This window comes from Brevundimonas sp. GW822-FHT03E11, from assembly GCF_058801445.1.
In genome coordinates, this window is record NZ_JBXANG010000002.1 from 90,772 (window position 1) to 116,948 (window position 26,177).

Here is a 26,177-nt window from a genome sequence, read left to right on the forward strand (position 1 = left end):
CCCTCGGGTCAAGCCCGAGGATGACGGAATCAGGGACCGCCTACTTCGCGCCCGTCAGCGCCCCATAGAGATCCGTCCGCCGATCGCGGAAGAAGCCCCAGGCCGCGCGGTACTGGTCCAGTTCGTCCAGGTCGAAGCGGTGCACCAGCACCCCCTCCTCCTCGGCGCCCAGGCTCTCGACCAGCGTTCCCTGCTGATCGGCGATGAAGGAATGGCCGTAGAAGGTCTGGCCGACCTCGGTCACCGTCTCATGGCCGATGCGATTGGCCCCGACCACCGGCACGGCGTTGGACACGGCGTGACCCTGCATGGCCCGACGCCAGGGCTCGGCCGTGTGCAGGGCGGCGTCGTGCGGCTCGGTGCCGATGGCGGTCGGATACATCAGGACGTCGGCGCCCATCAGCATCATGGCCCGCGCGGCCTCGGGGAACCACTGGTCCCAGCAGATGCCGACCCCGACCTTGCCGAAGCGCGTCTTCCAGACCTTGAAGCCCGTATCGCCCGGCCGGAAATAATATTTCTCCTGATAGCCGGGGCCGTCGGGGATATGGCTCTTGCGATAGACGCCCAGGGCCTCGCCGTCGGCGTCCAGCATGACCAGCGAATTGTAATACTGCGGCCCGTCCTTCTCGAAGATCGAGACCGGTATGGCCACGCCCAGCTCCCTGGCCACCGGCGCCAGGGCCGTGACGCAGGGGTGCTCGCGCCACTCATAGGCCTGGGCGAACCAGTGCTCCTCCTGTGAGACGCAGAAATACGGCCCCTGAAACAGTTCCGACGGCAGGATCACCTGCGCGCCCTTCGCCGCCGCCTCGCGCACGAAGTCGATGGTCTTTTTGATGTTGGCCTGCATGTCCTCGCCGTAAGAGGTCTGGATGCCGGCGACGGTGATGGTCCTGGAAGTGGCGAGCGGCGAGTGGCGAGTGGCGAGGGAAGTCATTTCGTGCGCTCCTCGAGTTTGGAGATGAGGCCGGAAAGCATTCGGCTGATTTCGTCGGCGGGTTCGAGCAGCCGAATCAGGGCGGCTTCATCGAGATAGGTCAGGCGTTGGGCGATGATCAGTTGGGTCTCCACCTCCGCCAGAGAACCTCGGGCGATGGAGAGGAAACGCAGAAACTCAGGCGTGGAGCGCCGGGCGCAACCTTCGGCGATGTTGGAAGGCACAGACACGGCAGCCCGCCTGACCTGGCTGATCAGTCCGAAGCGTTCATCCGAAGGCCATTCGCAGGTCGCCGCATAGACGAGCTCGACCCAGGTCAGCGCCTTTTGCCAGACCAGCAGGTCGCGATAGTGACGAACCTCGCCACTCGCCACGCGCCACTCGCCACTCATTCCGGCTCCTGCTGGGAGATACAGTGGAATGAGCCGCCGCCGGTCAGGATGGCGTTCGACGGCAGGGGGATGATCTCGCGATCGGGGAAGGCCTCCTTCAACGCCTGACAGGCCATGTCGGCCGCGCGATCGTCGCCATAGGTCGGCACGATCACCGCCCCATTGGCGATCAGAAAGTTCATATGGCTGGCCGGGATCGGGCGCTCGTCCTCGTCCAGGACCAGGCCCGGCGACGGAATCCTCAGCACATGGATCTTTCGGCCGGCGGCGTCGGTCATGACCGACAGGTCGCGGGCCACGGCGTCATAGACCTCGGCGTTGGGATCGTTGCGCCCCCAGGCGATCGGACAGGCCACGACGCCCGGTGCGACGAAACGCGCCAGATTGTCGACATGGCCGTCGGTGTGGTCGTTCAGCAGGCCGTCGCCCAGCCAGAGCACCTTTTTCGCCCCGACGGCGGCTGCCAGGGCGGCGGTCGCGACCGCCTCGTCCTGGTTCCAGCCCGGGTTGCGGTTCGGGTTCAGCAGACACTGGCGCGTGGTCAGGACCGTGCCCTCCCCGTCATGATCCAGCGATCCGCCCTCCATGACGAAGTCGTTCCAGCTCAGGGTCGCGCCGGAATGAAGGCCGATCTGTTCGGCCACCGTCTCGTCGCCGGGCATCACATATTTCTCGCCCCAGCCGTTGAAGCGGAAGGCGGCGGCCGTCTTCGATCCCGCCCAGAACAGAGGACCGGTGTCGCGCAGCCAGACGTCGCCGAACACGCCCGCCACCACCTCGACGTTCGCGCCGTCGGCGAAACGCGCCCCCACGCCCTCCGCCAGCTCCGGCGCCCCGACCATCAGCTTCACCCGTTCGCGCCCCGGCCCGGCCAGGGCCCGCACCAGAGCCTCGACCTCGTCCTGGGCCTGTTCGAAGGGTTCGAACCAGTATTCGGCATGGCTGGGCCAGCCCACCCAGATGGCGCGGTGCGGAGCCCATTCGGCGGGGAGAGGAGCGGTCATGGGCGGGCGAGAGTCCTGTCAGGGTTCGAAGGCGACGGGCGGGCGATCCGCGAGCCGCGCCATATGGCCCCAACCGCCCCCGACTTCAACGGCGCCGGACGCCAAGGGGCTGCGGCCAAAGAAAAAGGGCGGCCCGCGACCGGACCGCCCTTCGTCAGCACATTGCTCGCTTCACTTAGAACGAGATGCGGGCGCCGAACTTAATCTGCCAGGTCGAGGCCGGCAGTTGGGCGTTCGGGCGCTTAGCCTCACCACCGAGCGGCGTTCCGGCAGCGCCTGCGCTTTGCAGCGAGGAGTACTGGTACACTGCATTGGGGGCGGCGCAGGAGGAGGCGACGCCGGCCGTCTGGCAGTTCAGCACAACCGTACCGACGCCGCGATAGAACGGATACTGCTCCAGAACGCCCCACTTCTCGTTGAGCAGGTTCCCGAAGTTCTCGATGTCCATGTACAGCTTCAGCTTACCGGTCGGCAGAACCGGAACCGGGATTTCCTGCGACAGGCGCAGGTCCACCGTGGTGACGGCGCCGGTGCGGAAGGCGTTCCGCGGCGCAATCGAGCCGGCGTACTTGATCAGACCCGTGTTGTTCAGGAAGGCGTTGAAGTCCGTCAGATTAAAGCCCGACGCATAGGTGATGCGGGGATCGCTCGTGGCGGTGACGACGCCGTTGCCGTCGGTCTGGGGCACGTAGAAGAGCTGGTTCGACGTACCCAGGGCGCCGGAGTACGACTGCGGAACGGCGTTGCCGAAATCGTTGTCGTAGTTGCCCGTGCGGCTGCTATGATAAACGTAGGAGAAGGGCAGGCCCGAGCGGCGTTGGGCGAAGACGTTGATGGACGTTTCGTTGTCGCCGAAGAAGGCGCGGGTGTAGTTCGCGTTGACCGTGAACTTGTGACGGATTTCGTAGTCCGACGTCGCCAGCACCGGGTTGTTGTGATCAGCCGAAGCGAAGCGGACATAGGACGAGTCCGGCTGCGAGCTGGTCATCGGATTGCCGTCTTCCGATTCCGTGTAGGTGTAGGTGCTGCGGACGTCCAGACCTTCGAACACACCGTCGCGCCACGTCTTCTGACCCGTCAGAGCGACCGAGGTGGAGGATCCGCCGTCCTTCAGATTATCCAGCAGCAGATCGAAGACCACCGGGCCGGTCGGGTGGGTATAGACCGGACGACCGTCCGGCGCTGAACCCGAGCGGGTTGCGAGCAGATCTCGGTAATAGAGGGCGTTCTCGAAATCCGTACGGATGACGTCCGCCTGCAGACGGAAGTCTTCGATCAGCGGCAGGCGGAAATCGCGGGCGACCGTCAGGTTGTACTTCCAGGCGCTGGGGATTTCGAAGTTCGGATCCAGCGCCACCACGCTGCCGTTGCCGGGCGTGAAGGTGCAGTTCGCGCCGGTGGGAACGACGGAGAGATCCGTCACGCCCCGAATGGCGCCGGTGCAGACCGCATTGGTGATCCGCGCGCCGTCGTTGCCGAAGGGGTTGCCGATCTGGACGTTGGTGCCGATGGCCGAGAAGCGACCGACGCCGCCCGAGATCGACCAGTCGCTGGGCGTCCAGTTGAAGCCCAGGCGCGGCATCAGCAGGTCACGACCGTCCAGATTGGCGGTGTTGTCGAAACCGTTGCGGGTGCGGAAGTTGGTGTTCAGCACCGGACGGTCGTCCATGGCGAACCAGTCGTAGCGCAGGCCGTAATTCAGGCGAAGCGTGTCGCTGATCTGCCAAGTGTCTTCGGCGTACAGCGAGTTCACGTCGTAACCGAATTCGACAGCCCCGTCGCGCGCAGTGCCGAACCGAGCGGGAACGGTGCCGCCGGTCGGGTTGACCGCGCCGCGAATGATCAGGCCAGAAGCGTTACCGGCCAGGAAGTCGGCATAGCTGTTGAACGTCCACTGACCCAGCGACTGCGACACGAAGACGTTGGTGAAGTCGCGCGTTTCAATCCGCGCGCCGGCCATGAAGTCGTGCGAACCCCAGCTATAGCGGCCGATCAGTTCGGCGTTCTTCACTTCACTGTACAGATAGTTGTCGTGACGGAAGTTGTCGGCGCCGAACTGGATTTGCGGCGTGCCCGAGCCGGCTTGAACACCCGCCAGATCGGAAACGTTGACCGTGACTTGGCCGACAGTCAGTCCGCCGACAGGCAGCTGGGTGGTTTCAGTTTCCTTGTAGCCGACCCGCAGTTCGGTCGAGAAGGCGTCCGTCCACTGCGAGTTCAACTGAGCGTTCCAGGTCGTGAGGCGCTCATCCTTGACATACTGGCTGGATTCCAGCGCCAACCGCGGCTGCGTGGTCGAGCCGCCGTTAATGAAGGCCGACGTGGTCGAACCGTTGAACGAGGTGCCGGTCGTCTCTTGGAAGGTCACGGCCAACCGGTGGTTGGCGTTGATGTTCCAGTCGATTTTCGCAAGGTACTTCTCGTCCTGGACGGGAGGCGCCACATTGACGAAAGAACCGGTTTCATAGCCGTAGCGCGTCTTGGCGCCTTGCCGGAAGGTTTCGACGGCCGAAGTGGTGATGCGCGGAATCGGATTTGCGAAGCCGGCGTCGACCGGACCTTCGTTCAGCGAGAACTGCGACTCAAACTTTTCGTAAGACGCGAAGAAGAACAGGGTGTCGCGGATGATCGGACCGCCCAGGGTGGCGCCCCAGGTCTTTTCGTCGAAGACGCGGTTATAGTCTTGGCGGGCGCGGAAACCGTTGCCGCGCGGGCCGTAACCCCAGTACCGGTCGCCCAGCAGGCTGTCGTCCGACTTCTCATAGAAGGCCGAGCCCGAGAAGGTGTTGGTGCCGGACTTGGTGACGGCGTTGATCGAACCGCCGACAAAGCCGTTGTTGATGACGCTGAAGGGCGCCACCGAAACGTTCAAAGCCTGAATGGCGTCGATGGAGATCGGCGACCGTTGGGTGGGATAGCCGTTGCCGTTCAAGCCGAACTCGTCGTTCTGGCGAATGCCGTCGACGGTGAACTGGTTCTGGCGCGTATTGGTGCCGGCGAACGACAGGGCGTCTTCGTTCGAGGGGTCAAGCGTCACAAACGGATCGAGGCGCGCGATGTCCTTCGGATCACGGCTGATCGAGGCGGCGGCGGCGATGTCGCCCGCGCCGTAGTTCGAGCCGGTGCCGTAGCCGAAGTCGTTGGAGAAGCGCTGGCCGGTCACCGTAATGGCTTCCAGCTCGGCGGCGGCCTGATTGACGATCACGTCGCCGTTGACGGCGTCGCCCACACCGATGCTGTCCAGCTGAATGCCGCCTTCACCGGCCGCGCTTGAAACCGTCACCGTGTACGGTCCGCCGGCGCGCAGACCCCGCGCGCTGTAGAAGCCCGACGAGTCCGACATGGTGGTGACGGTCGTGCCGGTGGGCTCGTGAACGATGGTCACCGAGCCGACCACGGCCGCGCCGGAGCCGTCCAGGATGCGGCCGCGGATGGCGCCGGTCGTCTCTTGAGCAAAGACGGCCGTCGAGGCCGACATCATGATGGCGGCGGCCGAAACGCCGTACGCCAATTTACGGAAGGTCATTCGCTATCCCCAGCTGGTGGACCAAAAAAGTCGGAAACGTGGTCGTCACGTCTAAATCCGGCCCCGTGTACGATCCATCTTGTAACGCTAGGTGACACATATGTGTCAGAGTCGTGACAGCGCCCTTGGGTGGCTCAGAGAGCACACCCTTGACGCCCTTAAGCGCAAATTTTGTTCAGGAAACCCGCTCGAACACGTCCGCTACGCCCTCGGCGGTGCGCCGAATGGCGCGCGGCTCGTGGAAATTGCCGTTGACCTGACTCTGGGCGATCACATGGGCGCGGAACCGGACGAACAGAGCAGGATCCGGGGCATGGGGTTTAGACCAGAAGTCGTTCAACGCCTGCTGATCCGTCAGACCGTCGAAGTTGAAGAAGGCGTCGCCCAGCACCTTGACCGGCGTCTGGAACCCCAGGGCCGAAAGCGCGGCGGAAGAGTTGTTGACCACCATGCCCTGAGAGGCGCGGCACAGCTGGGCCAGGTTTCCGCCGTCGATGAAATCGACCCGGCCTTGCAGCTCCCGCTCGATGACCAGGCGCCGCGTGACGGCTTCCAGATCGATCAGGCCCGGGTCCAGAGGGTGGTTCTTGATCACCAGCCGCGACGCCTTGGGCGCATGGACGGCGAAACTGGTCATCACCTCCGCGAGGAAGGCCGTATTGTCGGCATAGCGGGAATAGCGCAGCAGCTGGGCGTCGCCCTCCCGCTGAAGACAGGCGATGAAGAAGGGGCCCCGCGCGGCAATCACCTCCACATCGTTGCGTGACGGCGACTGAAGGGCCAGACCGAAATATCGCCGGACGTGACCCAGGCACTGGCTGAGCGGAGAGGCGGTATAGTGGCTGGCGTGGCGCGGAAAGAGAAAGCCCCCCACGGCCTGAGCCACATGATAGGCGGTGATGTTGACCACATGGTGCGGCAGGATCCGCCCCACGGGTTTCGGATCGGGCAAAAGCGGCGCCGGCTCCGGATAGCCGTCCTTGAAACGCGGCAGGCCGCTTGAGGCGTTCACGCCGTTCTGTTCGACGGTGATCCAGTCCGGGCGGAAATAGCCGTTCTCCAACACCCAAACGCGTGGCCCAAGTCCTTCCGCCGCAGACAGAACCGCGCGATTGTAAGGGCCGCCCTCGCCGAACAGCAGAAGATCGGTGAAATCGGCCGTCAGTTCCGCCAGTCGCGAAGCCCAGACCTGGGCGGAGTGTTTGAACACCCTTCCCCCCGCTCGCGGCCAGTTCAAGGCGTCGCCCGCATTGAAGATCATTCGCTGGACGGTCGCGCCGCGGGCTTCGAGAGTCCGCGCCAAGGCGACGCCGAACGGCCCGAACGGCGCCGAGACGATAAGGAATCTCCGACCATCCAAGCTTTGGATCGCGCGACCTGGCCCGGCCTCCGCACCGTTTTTTTGAGACGTAGGGAAGACGGCGATTTCGGCCGCCCGCTGCGGCGTGGGGGTGCGAAGGCGAAGCTGAGGTCGAGGCGCGCTCATGACCTCTCCGCGAAGCCGGTAGCGCCTGCGCCGCCGGCCCAAGAAGGTTCGATTGGAGTGTCTTAAATCGACCATCTAAGGGGTTCCACGCCGTCCGGCCTGGCGATCCATACAACGCCAGGTCGCTTCACCTCTCCTATCAGAACATCTGGCGCAAGAGAATTTGTTCGATGGCTTTGTCGCGCTTAGCCGCAGAGGGATCAACCCACTAAAGCTGAGCGATGGGGAAACTGCGGGGGCGGCTGAGGCAGGCGCACGAAGAAGCCGACGCCCTGGATGCAAGGGCGCCGGCTCTCCAACTTTCCGCTGACAGACTTCCAAGAACAAGACCCGATCTGACGATGTCAGACCGAGTCTTGCCTGTCTTAGAAGTTGATGTCGATGGTGGCGCGACGGTTGAGCGGTTCGCGCACGCCGTCGGCGGTGGGCTTGGCCAGGGCGGTTTCGCCCTTGCCGTCCAGGGCGATGACGCCGCCGTTGACGCCTTGGGCGACCAGGGCGTCCGCGACGGTGCGCGAACGACGGTTCGACAGGCCGACGTTATAGGCGGCCGAGCCCGAGGTGTCGGTGTAGCCGACGATCAGGACGCGGGTCGGACGGCCCGTCTTGGCGTAGTTGGCGGCCTGGGTCACGACCGAGCGAGCCTCAGCCGTCAGGTCCGAGCGATCCCAGTCGAAATAGACCACGAACTGACGCGCGGCCGGGGTCTGCGGAACCGGCGGCGGGGGCGGCGGGGGCGGAGGCGGCGGAGGCGGCGGGGGCGGCGGAGGCGGCGGAGGCGGCGGGGCCGCTTCTTCGGCGCCGAAGCTGTAGCGCAGGCCCAGGGTCACGGTGTGCGACTGATCATAGTCGCCGTCCCATTCGCCGAAGGCGGTTCCGCCGACGGTGGTCGATTCCCACGAGGCGTCGCCCGTCAGATAGCGGTAGGTCAGGTCGATGTTGGCGCGGTCGCTGACGGCCCAGGCCAGACCGGCGATCGCCTGGGCGGCGAACTTGGTCGAGCTGTCGTCAACGGCGAACGCGGCGCCGCGGTTGGCGCGCAGATTGCCGATGGTGTCGACGTTGACGCGGTTCACGCCGGCGCCCAGGCCGACGAAGGGACGAACGCCCCAGGCTTCATAGCCGAAGTCATAGATGACGTTGGCCATCAGGGTGGCGGACTCGATGTCGCCTTCCGGAGAGAAGCAGCCGCCCGTCGCCGGGGTCAGGTTGCACAGGCCCTGCGTGCCCGAAACCGCGCGCACCGTGCCGATGTCGCCCGAGCGGTAGCCGCCTTCGAGCTCGACGCGCCAGTTGGGGTTGAAGCGATAACCCAGGCGAGCAAAGGCCGCCCAGCCGTTATTCACCTCATAGTTCCAGTTCGCGCCGGTCGTCGACGACTCGGCGTTGATGTCGTCGATCATGTGGTAGCCGGCGTCGATCGCGCCATACCAACCGTTGGGATCTGCCGAGGCCGCGCCAGCTGAGAACAGCCCGGCGACAGCGACGGATGCGAGAAGTTTGAGCTTCATAGCTTCCTCGTTCTGTAAAAAATGCCCGAAGCCGAGCTGTCCGCCCGACGTTCAGGAGCCGAACGGCAGGCTGCGGCTGCGGTTCCCTCGCATCTGCGAACAATGTGGCGACTGTGGCGCCGTTTCAACACAAAAGACCTGTGCGCCGACGGCCCCTCGAGCCTCTCCGCTTGCCTTACCGCAGGGGGAGGCGCCTAAGTTCCGCCCATGAGGAAACACGGCCGCGCCTCCAAAGCGGCGAACGAAACCGGGAAGGACCCTCCATGCGCGAAGCCGTCATCGTCTCCACCGCCCGCACCCCGATAGGCCGGGCCTATCGCGGGGCCTTCAACGACACCCAGGCCCAACAGCTGGGCGCCCATGCCGTCAAACACGCGGTCCAGCGCGCCGGCGTCGATCCGGCCGAGATCGAGGACGTGATCATGGGCGCGGCCCTGCAGCAGGGCTCGACCGGAACCAATGTCGCCCGCCAGGTCGCCCTGGCGGCCGGCCTGCCGTCTTCGGTTCCGGGCATGAGCCTGGATCGTCAATGCGCCTCGGGCCTGATGGGCATCGCCACGGCGGCCAAACAGGTGATCTTCGACCAGCAGAAGATGGCGGTCGGCGGCGGGCTGGAGAGCATCTCCCTGGTCCAGAACCAGTATATGAACCTGTACCGCGGCAAGGACGAGGCCCTGCTGAAGCTGGCGCCCCATATATATATGTCGATGCTGGAGACGGCCGAGGTCGTGGCCCGCCGCTACAACATCAGCCGCGACCGCCAGGACGAATACGCCCTTCAGTCCCAGCAGCGCACGGCGGCGGCCCAGGCGGAAGGGCGACTGGACGCCGAGATCGTGCCCATGACGACCACCATGCTGGTCACGGACAAGGCCACCGGCGAGACCGCTTCGAAAGAGGTGACCCTGTCCAAGGACGAGGGCAACCGGCCCGAAACCACTCTGGAAGGGTTGAAGGCGCTGAAACCCGTCTTCGGCAGCGGCGAGGCGATCCAGCAGGGCGAATACATCACCGCCGGCAATGCGTCCCAGTTGTCCGACGGCGCCTCGGCCTGTGTGATCATGGAGGCCGGCGAGGCGGTGAAACGCAATCTTCAGCCGCTCGGCGCCTATCGCGGCATGGCGGTGGCGGGGGTGGAGCCGGACGAGATGGGCATCGGCCCCGTCTACGCCGTGCCCAAGCTGCTGAAGCGCCACGGACTGACGGTGGACGACATCGGCATCTGGGAGCTGAACGAGGCCTTCGCCGTCCAGGTTCTCTATTGCCGCGATACCCTAGGCATCCCCGACGAGCTGCTGAACGTCTCGGGCGGCGCCATCTCCATCGGCCACCCCTATGGCATGTCGGGCGCCCGGATGACCGGCCACGTCCTGATCGAGGGCAAGCGGCGCGGGGCCAAATACGGCGTCGTCACCATGTGCGTCGGCGGCGGCATGGGCGCGGCGGGACTGTTCGAGATCTATTGAGGCGCGGCCACGCCCCATTCCAGATTCGTCATCCTCGGCTTGACCCGAGGACCGGGCGTGGATCGGGCTGTGCATCGCCTTTGGCGCAATGCGGCGGACCACCCGGCCCTCGGGTCAAGCCCGAGGGTGACGATGGCGCGGGATCAAACCTTCTCGCTGATCTTGATCGCCGCGCGGCATCCCGCCTTGATCACCCCGCTCAGCAGCCGATAGGCCGGCGCCTCGCGGCTGCCGTGCTCGACGGCGTGGTCGTGGTGGGCCAGCTCCTCGTCGCGGAACTGTTTCAGCTCGGCGGCCAGGGCCGGGTCGCGGTCGCCGATCTCGGCGATCTGGTCGGCGTAGTGTTTCTCGATCACGCTCTCGACCGCCTCGGTGCAGGCGTGGGCCGCCTTTTCGCCGATCAGGGCCGTGCCGGCGCCCAGGGCCGAGGCGGCGATGCGCCACAGCGGCGTCATGGCCGTCGGCCGCACGCGGCGTTCGTTCAGCAGTCGCTCGAACCGGGCCAGGTGAACCGCCTCCTGATCCTGCATTTCGCCGAGGTCGCGCACGATGTCGCCGCGCGCCTTGCGCCCCTCGAACACGGCCTTCTGTGCGCGATAGATCAGGACCGCCGCATATTCGCCGGCGTGATCGACGCGAAGGATTTCGTCCATCCGCGCCCTGTCCGCGCCCAGGCCCGGGCGGGGCAGAGGAGTGTGCGGGGCGGCGTCGGTCATGGGATCAGGCCCTTTCGAAGCGGGGGGCGCGGGCGTCCTTGGGGCGTTTGGTCGCCAGCAGGCTGAACCCGGCCAACGCCAGGGAGATCAGGGCGTTCCAACCGGCCATCGACAGGCCCAGCCAGCTCCAGGCCACGGAATCGCACATGGCCACCCTCTGGGCCGGCCCCGTGCCCAGGGCCAGGGCGGTCAGGCTCTCCAGATCGACCGACCCGCTGCTGACGCAGGTCGCCGGCAGGCTCCACCACTTGTATTCGCCGCCCATATGGAAGACGGCGGTGATCGCGCCCGTCGCAAACACGGCCCCCAGCAGGAAGGCGGCGATCCGGGGCGTGCCGCGCCGGCCACCGCTCAGCAGCGTCCAGGCCGTCGCCACGGCCGCTACGGCCACGGCGCCCCAATAGACCTCGCGTTGCTTCAGACAAAGGTTGCACGGCGCCAGGCCCGCGAACCGTTCGAACCCATGGGCCGCGCCCAGCATGGCCAGCGACGCGGCCAGGGCGAAGGCGGTCCACCAACGGGTCAACAGGCGATAGAGGCTTCTCATTGCGAAACGGTCTTACTCCGGTCCGGTCTCCGCGTCGACTTACAGAAGCTTCACCGCGATTATCAGGCCGACCAGCAGAACCAGGCCGGTCCCCGACCACAGAGCCAGGCGCTTTTCCACCTGGGCCAGCATGGCCTGGCCCCAGCGTTTCAGAATCCAGGCCTCCAGGAAGAACCGCCCGCCCCGTGTCACGACCGACGCCGCCATGAAGACCGGAAAGCTGAAGGCCGCCAGGCCCGAGGCGATGGTCACCAGCTTGTAGGGGATCGGCGTCAGCCCCTTGATCAATATGACCCACAGACCCCACTGGGCGAACCACTGGCGGAAATGATCCAGCCCGTCGGCATGGCCCAGGAACCGCAGGATCGCCAGGCCCACGTCGGTCAGGAAATAGCCGATGGCGTAGCCCAGCATCCCGCCCAGAACCGAGGCGATCGTGCAGACCCCGGCGTAGACATAGGCCCGCTCCGGCCGGGCCAGGATCATCGGCGCCAGCATGACGTCGGGCGGAATGGGAAAGAAGGAACTCTCGGCGAAGGAGACCGCCGCCAGGGCCGGCGTGGCGTGGCGATGGCGCGCCAGGTCGAACACGCCGTCATAAAGTCTGCGAAGCATGGAGATTTCCTCGAACCGCCCCGCCCTAGCAAGACCCGGTCCCGCCGTCACCCGCTGCGACACCGCAACGCTCGCGACCGGCCCCGTCGCGCGTTATGCCCCCGCCATGACCCCCTCCCGCCCCGCGCCTCAGGTTGACGACGTCAGCCACGACATCACCCGCCTGCTGCGCCGCCTGTCCGACGAAGGGGGCGAGGCCGGCCTGACCCTGGACGAGATCCGCGATCGGCTGGACGAGCGCGCCTACGGCCTTTTGATCCTGCTGCTGTCCATCCCCTGCCTGGTGCCGGGCCTTTACGGCGTGCCCCAGGTCGTGGGCGTCATCGTCATTCTATTGGCCGCACAGATGCTGGTCGGGCGCGAAGAGCCCTGGCTGCCGCGCTGGTTCCTGAAGCTGCGCGCCAAGGGCTCCTGGCTGAAGGCCATGGCCGATTTCGCCGAAACCAAACTGGGCTGGATCGACCGGCTGTCGCGCCCCCGCCTGCGACGCTTCGCCGACGGTCCGGGCGAGAAGCTGGCGGCGATCTTCATGATCCTGGCCACGGCCACCATCGTCCTGCCCCTGACCAACACCGTCCCCTCCGTGGCCCTGGCCCTGCTGTCGGTCGGCCTGATCCAGCGCGACGGCCTGTTCGTGATCGCCGGAGCGGCGGTGACGACGGCCTGGCTGACGATTTTGGGCGCGGTGGGAACCGGCCTATTGATGGGCGCCGAGTGGGCGACCCGCTGGCTGCCGGGCTGAGGCCGGGAGTGGTTCCAGCGCTGCAAGCGTAACCTTAGATGTCCAAGAATTAACGGGCGTCTGGGCGGCGATCCGTGGAAGGTGGCGTGACCGACCGACGGTCGATCTTTCTCAAATTCCTTTCACGGCGCGTCATGGCTTTGCCTCTTCGTTTCTCCCGCATCTTGTTCGTCGCCGCCGGCGCGCTGCTGGCCGCCGCCCTGCCCGCCGCCGCCCAGGACTACCGCCAGTCCTTCCATCCCGATCAGCTGAAGGGACCGCCCGCCGGCGCGCTGAACGAGGTCTTGGTGCTAGGCACGCCGCACTTGTCGAACATGGGCGACGGCTTCAAGGTCGAAAGCCTATCGCCGCTACTGGATCGGTTGGCGGCCTGGAAGCCGACCGCCATCGCGACCGAGGATCTATCGGGCCTGCAATGCGACAGCCTGCGTCGCTATCCGTCGCGCTATGCCGAGACGGTCGAAACCTATTGCTGGGATCCCGCCCCCGCCGCCCTGGCGACCGGTCTGGACGTGCCAGCCGCCAACGCCGAGGCCGAGCGGCTGCTGGCCGAGTGGCCCGCACACCCCACGCCGGCCCAGCGGCGTCATCTGGCGGCGGTCTTCCTGGCGGCCGGCGAGCGGGGATCGGCCCTGGTCCAATGGCTTCGCCTGCCCGCCCAGGACCGCACCGCCGGGGACGGTCTGAACGACGCCTTGGTCGCCGTGCTGAACCGGATCAAGGACCGAGCCAATGAGACCTATCTGATCTCCGCGCCCCTGGCCGCGAGGCTGGGGCTGGAGCGGCTGTGGAGCGTCGACGACCACTCCGCCGACACGCCCGATCCGACCGATCCCATCGAGAAGAAAGCCTATGCCGACGCGATCATGGGCGCGTGGAATAATCCCGCTAGCCAAACCCGACGAACGCAGGATGCGGAACTGGGCGCCGCCCTCGATCAGCCCGACGGCGTGCTGCGCATGTACCGCGTCTATAATGCGCCGACGACGCCGCCCCTGATCTATCAGTCCGACTTCGGCGCCACCCTGGTCGAGCCGTCGCCGCAGGCCTTCGGCCGCCGCTACCTCGGCTATTGGGAAACGCGAAACCTGCGCATGGTCGCCAATATGCGCGATGTTCTGGGCCGCTATCCGGGCACGCGGATGCTGACCATCGTGGGGGCCTCGCACAAGGGCTACTACGAGGCCTATCTGGACCAGATGCACGATGTCCGGCTGGTCGATCCCGAACCCGTCCTGCGCTGATCGCATGAAGAGGGCGGAGCCGCCGTTCATCACGACCCCGTGGGTCTGCCTTGGCTCTGTCGTCATCCGCGACTAGGTTCCGCGCCAATCGGCGGCCCCTTTCGGTTAAGCCCGCCTCAGAACGCTACGCGGGAGACGCGCCATGAACGACATGACCCCCAACCCCCATCAACCGACGGCGGAACAGATCGACCGGGAGAACCCCCTGGGCGTCGACGGTTTCGAATTCGTCGAATTCACCGGCCCTGAGCCCCAGGCGATGATCGCGCGGCTGGAGATGATGGGCTTCACCAAGACACATGTGAACCCCAAGACCGACGTGGTGCGCCTGAAACAGGGCGACATCTCCTTCCTCGTCCACCGCTCGCCAAAGGGCCAGGCGGCGGACTTCGCCAGGGATCACGGCCCCTCGGCCAACGGCATGGCCTTCCGCACCAATGACGCCAAGGCCGCCTATGAGGGGGCGCTCCAGCGCGGCGCCGTGGCCGCGACGGATGCCGACGGCGGCGCCCTGGGCGACTATCCCTATATCCTGCAAGGCATCGGCGGCTCGCTGCTGTATGTCATCGACCAGTACGGCGACGCCGGCTCCCTGTATGACGCCTGGGACGAGATCGAGGGCTGGGAAGAGGCCGAGCGCAAGAACAACGTCGGCCTGGAGGTGCTGGACCACCTGACCCACAACGTCCGTCGCGGCCAGATGCGCACCTGGTCGGGCTTCTACAACTCGGTCTTCAACTTCGAGGAGCAGAAGTATTTCGACATCAAGGGCAAGGCGACCGGCCTGTTCTCCCAGGCCATGATCGCGCCCGACCGCGCCATCCGCATCCCGCTGAACGAGAGCCAGGACGAAAACTCCCAGATCGAGGAGTTCATCCGCCGCTACAACGGCGAAGGCATCCAGCACATCGCCCTGACCACCGAGAACATCTTTGAGACGGTCGAGGCCATGCGCGCCCGCGGCGTGGACTTCCAGGACACGATCGAGACCTATTTCGAACTGATCGACAAACGCCTGCCCAACCATGGCGAGGACGTGGAGCGGATGCGCAAGAACCGCATCCTGATCGACGGTTCGGACGAGGAGGGGCTGCTGCTGCAGATCTTCACCCAGGACACCTTCGGCCCGATCTTCTTCGAGATCATCCAGCGCAAGGGCAACGAAGGCTTCGGCAACGGCAATTTCCAGGCCCTGTTCGACTCGATCGAGCTGGACCAGATCCGTCGCGGCGTCATCAAGGTCGACGCCTGAATGAAGATGCGGCCGCCGACCTGGCTGCCCTGGCTCGGCCCGGCCCTTGCGGCCGGCGCCGGCGCCCTGGCCGGGCGCTTCTGGCTGGACGGCGGCTTCTGGACGGTCCTGATCGCCGCCCTGATCTGCGGCTTCGCCCCCATCGTCGCCTACAGGATCTGGAAACGGCTGCACCACCGGGGGTGAGGGGTGAAGTTGGCGCTCGCCAGCAAGTGGATGGATCGAGAATACTGGGGAGTTGTAGCGGCAGTTAGAACTGCCAACACGTTCGACAACGAGTATGCCGTGCCGAAGCACAAGAAGCTCATCCCAAAGAACGAGCGTCATCATTGGTGGCCGAAGACGCTATCACGGCACTGGGCTGACAGCGCTGGCCTGGCTCACAGCCTGTCTTGCGACGGTGAGCTCGTAACATCCAAGCCGGAGCAATTTGGAGCGATCCGCAACGACAACAATATCTATCTTAGCGATGTGGCGAGCCCTTGGGACGAGTCGTTCGAACACACATTCGGACCACCCGACGCTCTGATCACTCCGTTGATTGACTGGTTGAAAACGGCGGAGTCGCCGATCGTTCCCTCCGACAGCACACTCTCTAAGCGCCTCACGCCGCTTATCGTCGATGAGGAACGTTTCACGTCACTCACCAAAGTTCTCGCTTCGCTTATCGCCCGTAGTCCCAGTTTCCGTCACAGAGTTAAAAGCGGGACGCGCGCACTACGCGAACGCATTGGGCTCGACCCCAACAACGGTGATCGTGGCCTGCTCGGCATGAATGTTCGCAATGCTCAAGCGACGCTGTCAGAGGCTATGACGCGAGGCAAGTTCGCCGTGCTTCTCAGCGGTAGTCGTGAGTTCATATTTGGCGATGGTTTCTTCCACAACGTGCACTCGGTCGCCAACTCTCCACGGGGTGTCCGTTGTATCGTTCCGCTGACGCCAGCGATTGCAATCTTCTACACACACCCAATGCGCTATCATTCCTACCCACGCGCCTTTGTGTTGAATCTAACAAACGACGAAATCGATTTCGTAAATCGCTCGGTTCAGATCTATTCCAAGCGCTTTGTCTTCTATCGGTCACAGCCGCCCAACATTGAAGAGACGTTCACTCGGTGCGCTCATCTACAATGGCAGTACGATAAAGTTGATTGGACAGACGCATTGGAGACCGCCGTAGCGGATACGTTCTTCGGAAACGACTCGATGTTTTACCCACCCGCTGAGTAAGCAGTTGGGCTAATCTAGAAATCAGCGTGACGAAGGAATGTCTGCAGCTGGGTGGAATGCTGAACGTCGCTTAGTGGTCGATTAGCGACCAACCCTGCAAGATCAAAGAGACCTTCCGCTAATGGGCGGCTCCAACTCACGCGGGCGAGCCATCTCAACGCCCAAACTCAACACTCTGATTTTCCCTCGTTTCCGATTTTCTTCGGCCAATCGACCTGACACGCCCGCACACGGCGTTACACTGCGACAGACCGGCGTCTCGGAGGAATGTGCACCCATTGCACTCGGTTTTTCGGCGCGGAGGAGTTTCACCATGCGCATCGCCTGTTCTGGACTGATTGCACTCTTTGCACTGTGTTTTTCCTCGGCCCAGGCCCAGGACGCCGCGCCGCGCTGGTCGCTGGCGATCCACGGTGGGGCGGGCGTGATCGAGCGGTCCAGCCTGACGCCTGCGCAGGACGCGGCCTATCGCGCCGCGCTGCAAGCCGCCTTGGACGCCGGTTCGGCCGTGCTGAAGAGCGGCGGCTCGGCGCTGGATGCGGTCCAGGCCGCCGTCCAGGTCATGGAGGACGATCCCCTGTTCAACGCCGGGCGCGGAGCGGTCTTCACCGCCGCCGGTCGTAACGAGCTGGACGCCGCCGTCATGAACGGATCGGACCTGACCGCCGGCGCGGTCGCCGGCCTGACCACCACCCGCCACCCCGTCGCCGCCGCCCGGGCGGTGATGGAGCGGTCGCCCCACGTCATGTTGATCGGCCCCGGCGCCGACGCCTTCGCCGCCTCGGTCGGGTTGGAGCAGGTCGATCCGTCCTTCTTCTTTACCGAGCGCCGCTGGCAGGGTCTGGTCAAGGCCCTGACCGAGGCCGGCCTGCCCATACCGGAACGCCCCGCCGGCGCCGCCGCGCCCGTCGACCGATCGGCCGCCCCCCACGCCAGCGTCGCCCCGCCCCTGAACGAGAAGAAGTTCGGCACGGTCGGCGCCGTGGCCCTGGACAGCCAGGGCCGCCTCGCCGCCGCCACCTCGACCGGCGGCATGACCGCCAAACGGTGGGGCCGGGTCGGGGACGTGCCGATCATCGGCGCGGGCACCTATGCCTCCAACGCCGACGGCTGCGCCGTCTCGGCCACCGGCTCGGGCGAATATTTCATCCGCTCCACCGTCGCCCGCGACATCTGCCGCCGCACCGCCGACGGCGCGACCGTCCAGGCGGCGGCGGAGGCCGAAATCGCCGACGTCGGCTCGATCGGCGGCGACGGCGGCGTCATCGCCATGGGCCTGAACGGAACCCCCGCCTTCGCCATGAACACCTCGGGCATGTATCGGGGGGCGGTGTCTTCGAATACCCCGACCCGCGTCGCCATATACGCCGACGAAGACTGACCTCCTCTTTCGTCATCCTCCGACAAGCCGCGCAGCGGCGCAGATCGGGGACCCAGCGGCGCGAGCGAGCGCGAACCTGTCGCGGACTCGCCCCTTAGCGTTCTTGCGGCGGATGGATTTCGCCTTCGGCGCCGCTGGGTCCCCCGGTTCCGCTGCGCGGCCCGGAGGATGACGAAAGCAAAAAGCCGTTTCCTCCTGTAAGACTGACCCCATGACACCCACCGACGACGAACTGACCAAGATGGCCGAGGAGGAGCTGGACGCCGCCTGCGCCATGCCCTTCGTCGAGTTGAAGAAGATCACCCCCTGGGGCGACGCGTTCGAGGGCTTCGCCCCGTCGGGCCGCACGGTCGAGGTCGAGCGTCGCTATCTGTGGGCGGTCGAGCCCGAGGGCGGCGTCATCGTCGAGGTCGAGGTGCGCGACCGCGCCGCCCGGACCGGCGCCGAGGCCCGGGCCCTGCTGACCCCTGCGGCCTGAGGGCTGTTGTTAACCTTTTTCTTGGCCCGGCTTCGCCGCTGCGGCATCATGGTTCGGCGAACAAAGGGTCAGACAGGGTGCGGCATGTCGGCGAGCGTCTCCAACTATCCGCAGGATTTCCAGACACCCGATCCGGCGGCGTTAGAACCCGTTGACTCCACTCTACTCCTTGGCGTCCACCCGCTGCTGCTCCTGCTGCTGGCGGCCCTGATCCTGGGTCTGACGGTCCTGGCCTGGCGGGCCGGCAAGGGCGCCACGACCACCCAGGCCGACGCCGCCGAATCAATCTGGCGCGCCGTCGACCGCGCCTGCCACGCAGCCATGACCGCCAACAGCGACGCCCTGGTCGGCGCCGCCAAGGCCCTGCGCGCCACCTATGACGACTGTCTGGGCGCCGTCGTCGTCCTGGCCGAGGGGCCGTCCAAGCCGCTGAAAGCCGTCGATCACGCCCTGAAGGGCCGGATCAAGGAGACGGTCAAACCCAAGGAAGAGACGCCGCCGCAAGAGCCGACGGCCAAGCCCGACCAAGAAGCCCACCGTCCATCCCCCCCTCACCCCGCCGTCCCGGCCAATGTGACCGTGGTCTCCAACAGCCATGTGGTCATCAAGGGTGACCGCGTGGAGCACGCCCCCGCCGATGAATCCGGCCCCGCCCAAGCCCCCGGCGTCGCCGTGCTGGACAAGCCCCCCTACGCCCCGCTCCCGCCCCAGCCCGTCCCGCCGCCCGCTCCCGCCAAGCCGGTCGAGAAGGAGATCGAGCGAGAGATGACAAAGGCCGAACAGCTGGCCGCCCTGCGCGAGGCCGTGGCCCAGTTCAACGACCACTGGTGCCGCCGCAAGGAGCGGATCGAGGAACTGCGCGCCGCCCACCGCCAGCTGTCCACGCCGCGCCCCGGCGGCCAGACGCCCAGCCACGGCCGCAGCGCCCACTGATCCCTCCCTCTGTTCCCCCGGGCGCGATTTCGGTCTAGGCGTGGGGCATGAAACTCGCCTCGCTCAAGCACGGCCGCGACGGCCGCCTCGTGGTCGTCTCGCAGGACCTGCACTGGTTCACCGACGCCTTTCTGATCGCCCCCACGCTCCAGGCGGCTCTGGACGACTGGGCCCGCTGCGGCCCCCAGCTGGCGGCCCTGGCCGAGAGCCTGGAGCATGAGGCCGTGCCGCGCGGCCGCTTCCATGAACGGGACGCCGCCTCCCCCCTGCCCCGCGCCTATCAGTGGGCCGACGGCTCGGCCTATGTGAACCATGTCGAACTGGTGCGCCGGGCGCGCGGCGCCGAAATGCCCGAAAGCTTCTGGACCGACCCCCTGATGTACCAGGGCGGCTCCGACGGCTTCCTGGCCCCCCGCGACCCCATCCCGCTCGCCGACCCCGCCTGGGGCTGCGACCTTGAGGCCGAGATCGTGGTCGTGACCGGGGACGTGCCCCAGGGCGCGACGCGGGACCAGGCCCTGGCCGCCGTCCGCCTGGTCGGCCTGGTCAATGACGTCTCCCTGCGCAATCTGATCCCGGCCGAACTGGCCAAGGGTTTCGGCTTCGTCCAGTCCAAGCCCTCAAGCGCCCTCTCGCCCGTCTTCGTCACCCCCGACGCCCTGGGCGACCGCTGGAAGGACGGAAAGCTGCACGGCGAGCTGACGGTCCAGCTGAACGGCAAGGACTTCGGCAAGGCCGACGCCGGGGTGGACATGACCTTCGACTTCGGAACCCTGATCGCCCACCTGGCCAAGACCCGGTCCCTGTCGGCCGGAACGATCATCGGCTCGGGCACGGTCTCCAACCGCGACGCCGACGGCGGACCCGGCAAGCCGGTCACGGAAGGCGGCCTGGGCTATTCCTGCATCGCCGAGGTCCGCACGGTCGAGACGATCCTGCGCGGCGCGCCCGAAACCCCCTTCCTGACCCACGGCGACACGGTGCGGATCGAAATGCTGGACGATCATCACCGCTCCATCTTCGGTGCCATCGAACAGACGGTGGCCCCGCTTCCGGCCGGGTCCTGACGGGTGTAGGCTGCCCCACGTCGGCTTCCGGGGGGGAGGCCCGGAGAACGACATGCCGCCTGAAAAACTGATTCCGCTTCTGGTCTTCCCGGCCGTCCTGGCGCTTGTCCTGCTGCGGAACCGGCGGCGGCGGCCGCTGAAGCTGAAGTTCATCTGGGTGACGCCTGCGGTGGTCCTGCCGCTGATCGCGCTTGGCCTTTGGGGTTCGACCCAGGCGCCCGGCGCGGTCCACGCGCCGTTCGGCCCCGCCGGCTGGGCGATCCTGGCCTTGGGCGGACTGTTGGGGGGCTTGGCCGGCTGGTATCGCGGCAAGACCGTGGCCATCGAAAAGGAGCCGGACGGCAGCCTCATGGCTCAGGCCTCGCCCCTGGGGCTGATCCTGCTGGTCGCCCTGTTCGCGGGCCGCACGGCCCTGCGCGACCTGATCGAAGGTCATGCGGCCCAGTGGCATCTGAACGCAATGGCCGTGACCGACGCCTTCCTGGTCTTCGCCATGGGGCTGATCGTCATGCAGCGCGTCGAAATCTACATTCGCGCCAAACGCATCCTCGCCGGCGGGACCGACGCCCATGTGGAGGTCGCGGCGCCGCCCGCCGCTTGACGGTGGGCCGACGCCGACGCGGTTGAATTGCGGCCGAGGCCGGTATAGGAGCGGTGCCTTCGCGCCTGTGCGGGTGTGGTGGAATTGGTAGACGCGCTGGACTCAAAATCCAGTTCCGAGAGGAGTGTCGGTTCGAGCCCGACCACCCGCACCAAAGATCAGATCCGGCGGACGCCGCCGCAGCCGCGCCCGCCGTCTCTCTTCTCGTCTCTTCAGTCTTCGATCGGGGTCGTCCGACCTGCGCCCGCCCCTGCGCCCAGGTCCGCGCCGGTCACGGGGTCCGACTCGGGGTCCGACATGGTCCGGCTCATGAAGGCTTCCACCGCCTTGCCCGCCTTGGCGTCCATCTCGACCGTGGCGTGGCCGTCGCCGCCGTCCACCGCCATCTGCATCTCGCGATCGGACACCACCTCCCACTGCTCGCCCTCGTTCCAGGGACCGGAGGCGTCGCCCTCGCCTTGGGACATGTTGTAATATTTGTCGGCGAACTCCGGCCGGCCGGGGATCTTGCCGGGCGGGAAGTTGGCGGGGATGGCGTAGAGCGCCTTTTCGAACGACTTCTGGTGCGCCACTTCGCGCGTCATCAGGAAGGACAGGGCGTCCTTGATCCCCGGATCGTCGGTGACGTTGATCAGCCGCTCATAGACGATCTTGGCCCGCGCCTCGGCGGCGATGTTGGAGCGCAGGTCGCAGGCCGGATCGCCGATGGAGTCGATATAGGCGGCCGTCCACGGCACGCCGGACGAGTTCACCAGGGCCGTGCCGCCGCCATAGAGGATCGACATGGTGTGGCTGTCTCCGCCAGAGGTCATGCTGGCGTAGAGATCCGCCTCTTCCTCGGCCGCCTCGGCCAGCTTGCCCTTGGCGCCGCGGTTCAACATGGCGACGATGGAGCCGATGACTTCCAGGTGGCTCAGTTCCTCGGTCGCAATGTCCATCAGCATGTCGCGCCGATTGACGTCCTCGTCGGCCAGTCCTTGGGTGAAGTAGCGCATGGCCGCCGCCAGCTCGCCTTGCGGCCCGCCGAACTGCTCCAGCATCAGGGTGGCCAAGCCGGGGTTCGGCTCGGCCACTCTTACCGTATACATCAGCTTCTTGTTGTGCATGAACATGGAGCAATCCTAGATTGTATCGCCGATCAACGGCTGGGGTTTTCGCCTTCGCGCTTAAGGCGCAGGAATTTATCGGTCAGGGTCGGCAGGCTCTCATCGACCCAGCGGGCCATCCGCTGCTCCTCCTCCAGGGTCGCAGCGAGCGGATCGAGCGCTGAGGTATAGTCGCCGTGCCGGGCCAGGAGGATCAGCCCCTTGTAGACGGCCGCCTCATAGTTCTCGAAGGCGAAGTTGGCGAAGGCGTTCTTCAGGATCTCGTCCTCGGCGAAGACATGGCCCATGGCCGCCATGGATCCGCCCATGGAAAGGGCGGCGTCCTTCAGGCCGGAAGGCGTCTCGTCAAACTGTCCCAGCAGCTGTTCCAGCCGGGTGATCTGCTGTTCGGTCTCGGCCCGGTGCGCCGTCAGCTGATCGGCGACCTCGGTGAAGTTCTTGGCGCGTTCGATCTGACGGTCCATCAGGGCCAGGGCCTGATGTTCGACCCCATGGGCGTTCTTCAGTCCGGTCACGAACACCTCGCGCCAGACGTCGTCTGTCATCACAGCCATACATCCGCTCCTTGATTGGGATGCGGAGGTAACCGGACCTGCCGGCCGATGTTTCCGGGTGTCGAATAGCGGACGCGCCGGAACGATCGCCGCCGTAATGCGCGTGCCGGACGGCCGGACCTGTGATGTGGAAGGGTCGCCTCTGCGGCGCGATCGGGGCGGCGATTACGCCGGGCCGACACTGCACGGCCTGTACCGGAGCCAGTCAGGTTCGGCGCGTCGCCGCGTCGGAGCCAGTCAGGTTCGGAACAGGCCGTGGAAGATCGAGGTACGATACAGGTTCGACCTGCGAAGGCTTTTGCCACTAAGTCGCAGTGTTGAAAAGATGCTTTTGTGCTTAAGCAAGTGTTTCGTCGTCCCGGTCCAAGGCGCGTCGCAGGAATCCGGTCACATCCTTCAAAACCGGGGCCTTGGCGCGAAACAGGGGCGAGAAGCTCGCCACCAGATCGGCGTGATCCAGGCCGGGATAGAGCTTGGCCTCAGACCGGCCGCCGACGGCGCGCTGGCGCGCGTGCAGCAGGCGGGTGTCCTCGTCATGGACCACGACGTCCGCCGTGCCGTGGCCCAGCCAGATCGGCGGAGCGTCGGGGCGGACGAAGGTGATCGGCTGGGTCAGGGTCGGATCGGGCGCCCGGCCGAAGGCGTTGCGGGACGCCGCCACATCGAAGGGCAGAAAGTCGTAAGGCCCCGCCAGACCGGCCGCGGCCCGGATCAGGTCCGGCCGTTCGACCGCCGCCATATAGCGCCGATCCAGGGTGATCATCATCGCCAGATAGGCGCCGGCCGAATGGCCCAGCACGCCCAGGCGGCGGGGGTCGCCGCCGTGGTCCGCCGCCGCCTCGGCCGCTGCAGCCGTCGCGGCGGCGGCGTCCTGAACGAAGGCGGGAAAGACCACCTGCGGAACCAGCCGATAGTCCGGCAGGGCGACGACGAACCCCTGGGCCGCCAGGGCCTGCGCCGCCCAGCCATACAGGTCGCGCGACCCTGAATCCCAGCCCCCGCCATAGAAGAAGACCAGGACCGGATGGGGACCCGGCGCCTTGGGCGCATAGAGGTCCATGCGCTGGCGCGGGTCGTCGCCGTAAGGCAGGTCGCGCGCCACGCGACGCGCGCCGGCATCCCGCGGGCCCAGGCTGTTCAACAGGCCGAGCGGCGAAAGCGCCGGGGAGCTCAGGGGCGAACAGGCCGCCGCCACCAGTCCCAGGGCGGGCGCGAAAAGGCCCCGGCGCGTCATCTGATCCGATCCATGGACCTCAATACGCCCGACGAGGCGAATCGGCTCAACATCGTCGAGACTCTTTTCCGGAAGTCCCTAGCGCGCGCCGGCGATCAGCTGGCCGCAGTTGGCGTCCTCCGCCAGACCGGGATCGACGAAGGCGAACAGGGCCGTCACCGGCGCCGCCACCGTCGCCAGAAGGCCGGCCAAGCCGCCCTGGCTCGCCACCGCGCCGACGTCCACCCCGACGCGGGGCGCCGTCAGCGGCCCCTGGACGGTGATGGGCGCCCAGACCCGCAGCAGGCGCGGCTTCTTGGACTCGCCGTCGATCCGCAGATTCAGCGTCTCCTGGCCCAGGTCGATCGACCCCCCGCCCTGGGCCAGCACCACATCGGTGTCGATGACCAGGGTCTTGGCGGCGGCCGTCCCGCCGCTGACGTTGAAATCGGCGACGGCGCAGCGGATCTGGGCGGTCGACTGATCTCCGCTCAGCAACTTCAACAGACCCGCGCTGGCGTTGATGCCCAACAGTTCGGCGAAGGCGGCCCGCATCCGCCCGTCCGGCACGACCAGGCTGATCGTGCCCTTGGACGAGGCGGCGAACTGGTGGACCGAGGCGCCCGGTCCCTCCAGTCGGGCGCGGCCCAGGGCACGACCCGTCAGCGGCGGCGCGCCGTTCCGGGCGGGCACGATGGACTCAAGAGGATAGCCGCTCAGCCGCAGGTCGACCCGGCTGTAGGGCCGCGCCTGGGTGGCGTCGATCCGCGCCGTCCCGTTCAGCGCCCCGCGATTGAAGTCGAAGCTGATCGGGTCGAGGTTCAATATCCCGTCCTTCAGCTCGGCGCCCAGGTTCACCGCCCGCACGTCCAGCTCATTGGCCTTCACCGCAGCGGCGCGATAGGTCAGGCTGCCGTCCATCTGGCGCAGCCGTTCTGTCTGGAGCGGCGCGTCCGGCAGCAGTTTTCCGCCCTTCGCCACCGGCGCCTCCGTCTCGGTTCCGCGCGCATTGGTGACGGTCCGCGCCCCCAGGACGGCCGCCAGGTCGTCGATGTCCAGACGACGCGACGCCAGTTCGGCCTCGACCCGCAGCCGGCCGCCGCCCTGGACCCGCAGATCGCCGGACAGGTCCGAGGCCCCCACCCGGCCGTCGAAGTCGTTGAAGGTCCAGACGGCCTCGTTCCGCTTCAGGGCGCCGCTCAGCCGGTAGGGGGGCGTATTGGGCAGGGTCAGGCCGGTCAGCAGATAGAGGTCCGCCAGATCGCGCCCCTCCAACGTCAGGGTCGCGTCGAACCGACCCAGGTCGAAGGGCCGGGTGACGGCGCCCGTAGCGGTCAGGCTGGAGCCCGCTCCCGCCATCCGGGCCTTGAAGCGATAGGGCCGGTCGCGGCGAATATTGACGAAGGGCCCGCCCTCGATCCGCAGCGTCAGAGGCGACCGGTTGACCGTCCCTTCGCCTTGCAGGAGGAAGCCCGCGTCGCCGTCTGCGCCTTCGTGCGCATCGACGGCCGCATCCAGGGTCATCTTGCGCCGCCGCTCTTCGAACACCAGACGCCCGTCGGTGATGACCAGCTTCTGAATCACCGGCAGTTTCATGCCTTGGCCGTCGTCGGCGTGGTCGGCGTTCAAAGCCCAGCTCTTGCGGCCGTCTTCGGCGGCGATCAGGACCACCTGCGGCCGGGTGAAGCGCAGCAGGGGCATTTCGACCTGGCCCGCCAGCAGCCGCCGCAACCGCACCGAGGCCTCGACCGTGTCGATTCTGGCCGTGTCGCGATCGCGCGCCCAGTCCGGGCCGCCGATCTTCAGTCCCTGGACCCTGACCGAGGGGGTCCAGCTGAAGAGATGAACATTCAGATCGCCGTCGATGGCGATGTCGCGGTGATATTCCGCCGAGGCCCAACGGCCGATCGGTCCCCTCAGCCGGTTCCAGTCGAACCAGGCCAGAAAGATCAGGACGACGGCGATCAGAAACAGGGTCAGGCCGCCGGCCCACCATTCGGCCGGTCCTGGGCGGCGCACGGCGGCGTAGACGGGATCATTGCGCCTGATCCAGTCGCGTCCCTGGACGGCGCGCGCCTTGGCCGAGGCGGCGCCCGCGCCGATCCGCGTCCTTAAGGCGTTCCAGTTCAACATCTTGGGCAAGGGCCGGCCTCCAGAAGCAGAGACAACGCCC

24 protein-coding genes and 1 tRNA gene are annotated in these 26,177 nt (G+C 66.5%); 12 read left to right on the forward strand and 13 right to left on the reverse strand.

Translation table 11 applies throughout. The features are described from left to right. Window positions 1-40 precede the first annotated feature (40 nt). The 6 genes from aguB to AC1RKE_RS03340 all read right to left on the reverse strand — a co-directional run bounded on the left by aguB (window position 41) and on the right by AC1RKE_RS03340 (window position 8,859). Window positions 41-940 (reverse strand): N-carbamoylputrescine amidase, encoded by a 900-nt coding sequence (aguB, locus tag AC1RKE_RS03315; RefSeq protein ID WP_395942116.1) that lies wholly within the window; start codon window positions 938-940, stop codon window positions 41-43. Then, entirely contained in the window at window positions 937-1,332 is a 396-nt protein-coding gene (locus AC1RKE_RS03320) for a four helix bundle protein (protein WP_182714782.1), read from the reverse strand. The genes aguB and AC1RKE_RS03320 overlap by 4 nt, the downstream gene beginning before the upstream one ends. Beyond that, window positions 1,329-2,336, reverse strand: coding sequence for an agmatine deiminase family protein (locus AC1RKE_RS03325; RefSeq protein WP_348684401.1), 1,008 nt, complete (start codon window positions 2,334-2,336; stop codon window positions 1,329-1,331). The genes AC1RKE_RS03320 and AC1RKE_RS03325 overlap by 4 nt, the downstream gene beginning before the upstream one ends. A 175-nt stretch (window positions 2,337-2,511) precedes the next feature. Then, window positions 2,512-5,862, reverse strand: a complete 3,351-nt coding sequence (locus tag AC1RKE_RS03330) for a TonB-dependent receptor (RefSeq protein ID WP_333897618.1) — start codon at window positions 5,860-5,862, stop codon at window positions 2,512-2,514. Between the two features lie 175 nt (window positions 5,863-6,037). Further along, on the reverse strand, window positions 6,038-7,072 hold the full coding sequence (locus AC1RKE_RS03335) for a capsular polysaccharide export protein, LipB/KpsS family (protein WP_395942117.1): 1,035 nt from the start codon (window positions 7,070-7,072) through the stop codon (window positions 6,038-6,040). Between the two features lie 641 nt (window positions 7,073-7,713). Then, on the reverse strand, window positions 7,714-8,859 hold the full coding sequence (locus AC1RKE_RS03340) for an outer membrane beta-barrel protein (protein ID WP_492896400.1): 1,146 nt from the start codon (window positions 8,857-8,859) through the stop codon (window positions 7,714-7,716). Between the two features lie 263 nt (window positions 8,860-9,122). Here AC1RKE_RS03340 and AC1RKE_RS03345 point away from each other — a divergent pair, with 263 nt between their 5' ends. Then, a complete protein-coding gene (locus tag AC1RKE_RS03345) occupies window positions 9,123-10,325 on the forward strand; it encodes an acetyl-CoA C-acyltransferase (protein WP_333897488.1) in 1,203 nt (400 codons plus the stop codon). Window positions 10,326-10,468: 143 nt separating this feature from the next. On the opposite strand, the gene AC1RKE_RS03350 is transcribed toward AC1RKE_RS03345, so the two are convergent. Genes AC1RKE_RS03350 through AC1RKE_RS03360 form a run of 3 tightly spaced genes read right to left on the reverse strand, consistent with a single transcriptional unit; the run spans window position 10,469 to window position 12,203 of the window. Beyond that, a complete protein-coding gene (locus AC1RKE_RS03350; protein ID WP_183218055.1) occupies window positions 10,469-11,041 on the reverse strand; it encodes a demethoxyubiquinone hydroxylase family protein in 573 nt (190 codons plus the stop codon). A 4-nt stretch (window positions 11,042-11,045) separates the two neighbouring features. After that, window positions 11,046-11,588: a disulfide bond formation protein B gene (locus AC1RKE_RS03355; protein WP_228185797.1), complete on the reverse strand. Its 543-nt coding sequence runs from the start codon at window positions 11,586-11,588 to the stop codon at window positions 11,046-11,048. Between the two features lie 39 nt (window positions 11,589-11,627). Beyond that, window positions 11,628-12,203: a YqaA family protein gene (locus tag AC1RKE_RS03360; protein ID WP_183218050.1), complete on the reverse strand. Its 576-nt coding sequence runs from the start codon at window positions 12,201-12,203 to the stop codon at window positions 11,628-11,630. A gap of 106 nt (window positions 12,204-12,309) precedes the next feature. Here AC1RKE_RS03360 and AC1RKE_RS03365 point away from each other — a divergent pair, with 106 nt between their 5' ends. The 11 genes from AC1RKE_RS03365 (at window position 12,310) to AC1RKE_RS03415 (ending at window position 21,285) form a co-directional block, all read left to right on the forward strand. After that, window positions 12,310-12,945 (forward strand): exopolysaccharide biosynthesis protein, encoded by a 636-nt coding sequence (locus AC1RKE_RS03365; RefSeq protein ID WP_191554635.1) that lies wholly within the window; start codon window positions 12,310-12,312, stop codon window positions 12,943-12,945. 134 nt (window positions 12,946-13,079) lie between these two features. Continuing rightward, window positions 13,080-14,189 (forward strand): DUF5694 domain-containing protein, encoded by a 1,110-nt coding sequence (locus AC1RKE_RS03370; protein ID WP_183218046.1) that lies wholly within the window; start codon window positions 13,080-13,082, stop codon window positions 14,187-14,189. Window positions 14,190-14,331: 142 nt separating this feature from the next. Further along, complete coding sequence (gene hppD, locus AC1RKE_RS03375) at window positions 14,332-15,441, forward strand: 4-hydroxyphenylpyruvate dioxygenase (protein WP_287105960.1); 1,110 nt, start codon at window positions 14,332-14,334, stop codon at window positions 15,439-15,441. After that, window positions 15,442-15,627 (forward strand): hypothetical protein, encoded by a 186-nt coding sequence (locus AC1RKE_RS03380; protein WP_348683610.1) that lies wholly within the window; start codon window positions 15,442-15,444, stop codon window positions 15,625-15,627. It begins immediately after the preceding gene. A 9-nt stretch (window positions 15,628-15,636) separates the two neighbouring features. After that, complete coding sequence (locus AC1RKE_RS03385; protein ID WP_348683608.1) at window positions 15,637-16,671, forward strand: hypothetical protein; 1,035 nt, start codon at window positions 15,637-15,639, stop codon at window positions 16,669-16,671. 313 nt (window positions 16,672-16,984) lie between these two features. Next, the gene (locus tag AC1RKE_RS03390) at window positions 16,985-18,052 is read left to right on the forward strand and encodes an isoaspartyl peptidase/L-asparaginase family protein (RefSeq protein ID WP_348683607.1); all 1,068 of its coding nucleotides are present in this window, start codon (window positions 16,985-16,987) and stop codon (window positions 18,050-18,052) included. Between the two features lie 211 nt (window positions 18,053-18,263). Continuing rightward, window positions 18,264-18,530, forward strand: coding sequence for a hypothetical protein (locus AC1RKE_RS03395; protein ID WP_201463274.1), 267 nt, complete (start codon window positions 18,264-18,266; stop codon window positions 18,528-18,530). Window positions 18,531-18,614: 84 nt separating this feature from the next. Next, entirely contained in the window at window positions 18,615-19,463 is an 849-nt protein-coding gene (locus AC1RKE_RS03400) for a hypothetical protein (protein ID WP_336968398.1), read from the forward strand. 47 nt (window positions 19,464-19,510) lie between these two features. Next, window positions 19,511-20,530 carry a fumarylacetoacetate hydrolase family protein gene (locus AC1RKE_RS03405; protein ID WP_348683605.1) on the forward strand — a complete coding sequence of 340 codons (1,020 nt, stop codon included), beginning with the start codon at window positions 19,511-19,513 and terminating at the stop codon, window positions 20,528-20,530. A gap of 52 nt (window positions 20,531-20,582) precedes the next feature. Next, the gene (locus AC1RKE_RS03410) at window positions 20,583-21,131 is read left to right on the forward strand and encodes a CcdC protein domain-containing protein (RefSeq protein ID WP_054764120.1); all 549 of its coding nucleotides are present in this window, start codon (window positions 20,583-20,585) and stop codon (window positions 21,129-21,131) included. A 69-nt stretch (window positions 21,132-21,200) separates the two neighbouring features. Then, window positions 21,201-21,285, forward strand: a tRNA-Leu gene (locus AC1RKE_RS03415). Between the two features lie 58 nt (window positions 21,286-21,343). Here the strand turns inward: AC1RKE_RS03415 and AC1RKE_RS03420 are convergent. From AC1RKE_RS03420 to AC1RKE_RS03435, 4 genes are all read right to left on the reverse strand, one after another. After that, complete coding sequence (locus AC1RKE_RS03420) at window positions 21,344-22,243, reverse strand: manganese catalase family protein (RefSeq protein WP_152949091.1); 900 nt, start codon at window positions 22,241-22,243, stop codon at window positions 21,344-21,346. A 26-nt stretch (window positions 22,244-22,269) separates the two neighbouring features. Then, window positions 22,270-22,791 carry a ferritin-like domain-containing protein gene (locus AC1RKE_RS03425; protein WP_231681367.1) on the reverse strand — a complete coding sequence of 174 codons (522 nt, stop codon included), beginning with the start codon at window positions 22,789-22,791 and terminating at the stop codon, window positions 22,270-22,272. Window positions 22,792-23,128: 337 nt separating this feature from the next. Then, window positions 23,129-24,025 (reverse strand): alpha/beta hydrolase, encoded by an 897-nt coding sequence (locus AC1RKE_RS03430; protein ID WP_395942038.1) that lies wholly within the window; start codon window positions 24,023-24,025, stop codon window positions 23,129-23,131. A gap of 78 nt (window positions 24,026-24,103) precedes the next feature. Beyond that, window positions 24,104-26,137, reverse strand: a complete 2,034-nt coding sequence (locus AC1RKE_RS03435) for an AsmA family protein (RefSeq protein WP_348685158.1) — start codon at window positions 26,135-26,137, stop codon at window positions 24,104-24,106. Window positions 26,138-26,177 lie beyond the last annotated feature (40 nt).

Excerpts from the sequence above, each read along its gene's own strand:
- AC1RKE_RS03325 (WP_348684401.1), bottom strand. The coding sequence starts at position 2,336 with ATGACCGCTCCTCTCCCCGCCGAATGGGCTCCGCACCGCGCCATCTGG.
- AC1RKE_RS03345 (WP_333897488.1), top strand. The coding sequence starts at position 9,123 with ATGCGCGAAGCCGTCATCGTCTCCACCGCCCGCACCCCGATAGGCCGG.
- AC1RKE_RS03380 (WP_348683610.1), top strand. The coding sequence starts at position 15,442 with ATGAAGATGCGGCCGCCGACCTGGCTGCCCTGGCTCGGCCCGGCCCTT.
- AC1RKE_RS03340 (WP_492896400.1), bottom strand. The coding sequence starts at position 8,859 with ATGAAGCTCAAACTTCTCGCATCCGTCGCTGTCGCCGGGCTGTTCTCA.
- AC1RKE_RS03425 (WP_231681367.1), bottom strand. The coding sequence starts at position 22,791 with ATGGCTGTGATGACAGACGACGTCTGGCGCGAGGTGTTCGTGACCGGA.
- AC1RKE_RS03430 (WP_395942038.1), bottom strand. The coding sequence starts at position 24,025 with ATGACGCGCCGGGGCCTTTTCGCGCCCGCCCTGGGACTGGTGGCGGCG.
- AC1RKE_RS03350 (WP_183218055.1), bottom strand. The coding sequence starts at position 11,041 with ATGACCGACGCCGCCCCGCACACTCCTCTGCCCCGCCCGGGCCTGGGC.
- AC1RKE_RS03320 (WP_182714782.1), bottom strand. The coding sequence starts at position 1,332 with ATGAGTGGCGAGTGGCGCGTGGCGAGTGGCGAGGTTCGTCACTATCGC.
- AC1RKE_RS03410 (WP_054764120.1), top strand. The coding sequence starts at position 20,583 with ATGCCGCCTGAAAAACTGATTCCGCTTCTGGTCTTCCCGGCCGTCCTG.
- AC1RKE_RS03420 (WP_152949091.1), bottom strand. The coding sequence starts at position 22,243 with ATGTTCATGCACAACAAGAAGCTGATGTATACGGTAAGAGTGGCCGAG.
- AC1RKE_RS03360 (WP_183218050.1), bottom strand. The coding sequence starts at position 12,203 with ATGCTTCGCAGACTTTATGACGGCGTGTTCGACCTGGCGCGCCATCGC.
- AC1RKE_RS03395 (WP_201463274.1), top strand. The coding sequence starts at position 18,264 with ATGACACCCACCGACGACGAACTGACCAAGATGGCCGAGGAGGAGCTG.
- AC1RKE_RS03370 (WP_183218046.1), top strand. The coding sequence starts at position 13,080 with ATGGCTTTGCCTCTTCGTTTCTCCCGCATCTTGTTCGTCGCCGCCGGC.
- aguB (WP_395942116.1), bottom strand. The coding sequence starts at position 940 with ATGACTTCCCTCGCCACTCGCCACTCGCCGCTCGCCACTTCCAGGACC.
- AC1RKE_RS03400 (WP_336968398.1), top strand. The coding sequence starts at position 18,615 with ATGTCGGCGAGCGTCTCCAACTATCCGCAGGATTTCCAGACACCCGAT.
- AC1RKE_RS03390 (WP_348683607.1), top strand. The coding sequence starts at position 16,985 with ATGCGCATCGCCTGTTCTGGACTGATTGCACTCTTTGCACTGTGTTTT.
- AC1RKE_RS03405 (WP_348683605.1), top strand. The coding sequence starts at position 19,511 with ATGAAACTCGCCTCGCTCAAGCACGGCCGCGACGGCCGCCTCGTGGTC.
- AC1RKE_RS03355 (WP_228185797.1), bottom strand. The coding sequence starts at position 11,588 with ATGAGAAGCCTCTATCGCCTGTTGACCCGTTGGTGGACCGCCTTCGCC.
- AC1RKE_RS03435 (WP_348685158.1), bottom strand. The coding sequence starts at position 26,137 with ATGTTGAACTGGAACGCCTTAAGGACGCGGATCGGCGCGGGCGCCGCC.
- AC1RKE_RS03365 (WP_191554635.1), top strand. The coding sequence starts at position 12,310 with ATGACCCCCTCCCGCCCCGCGCCTCAGGTTGACGACGTCAGCCACGAC.
- AC1RKE_RS03330 (WP_333897618.1), bottom strand. The coding sequence starts at position 5,862 with ATGACCTTCCGTAAATTGGCGTACGGCGTTTCGGCCGCCGCCATCATG.
- hppD (WP_287105960.1), top strand. The coding sequence starts at position 14,332 with ATGAACGACATGACCCCCAACCCCCATCAACCGACGGCGGAACAGATC.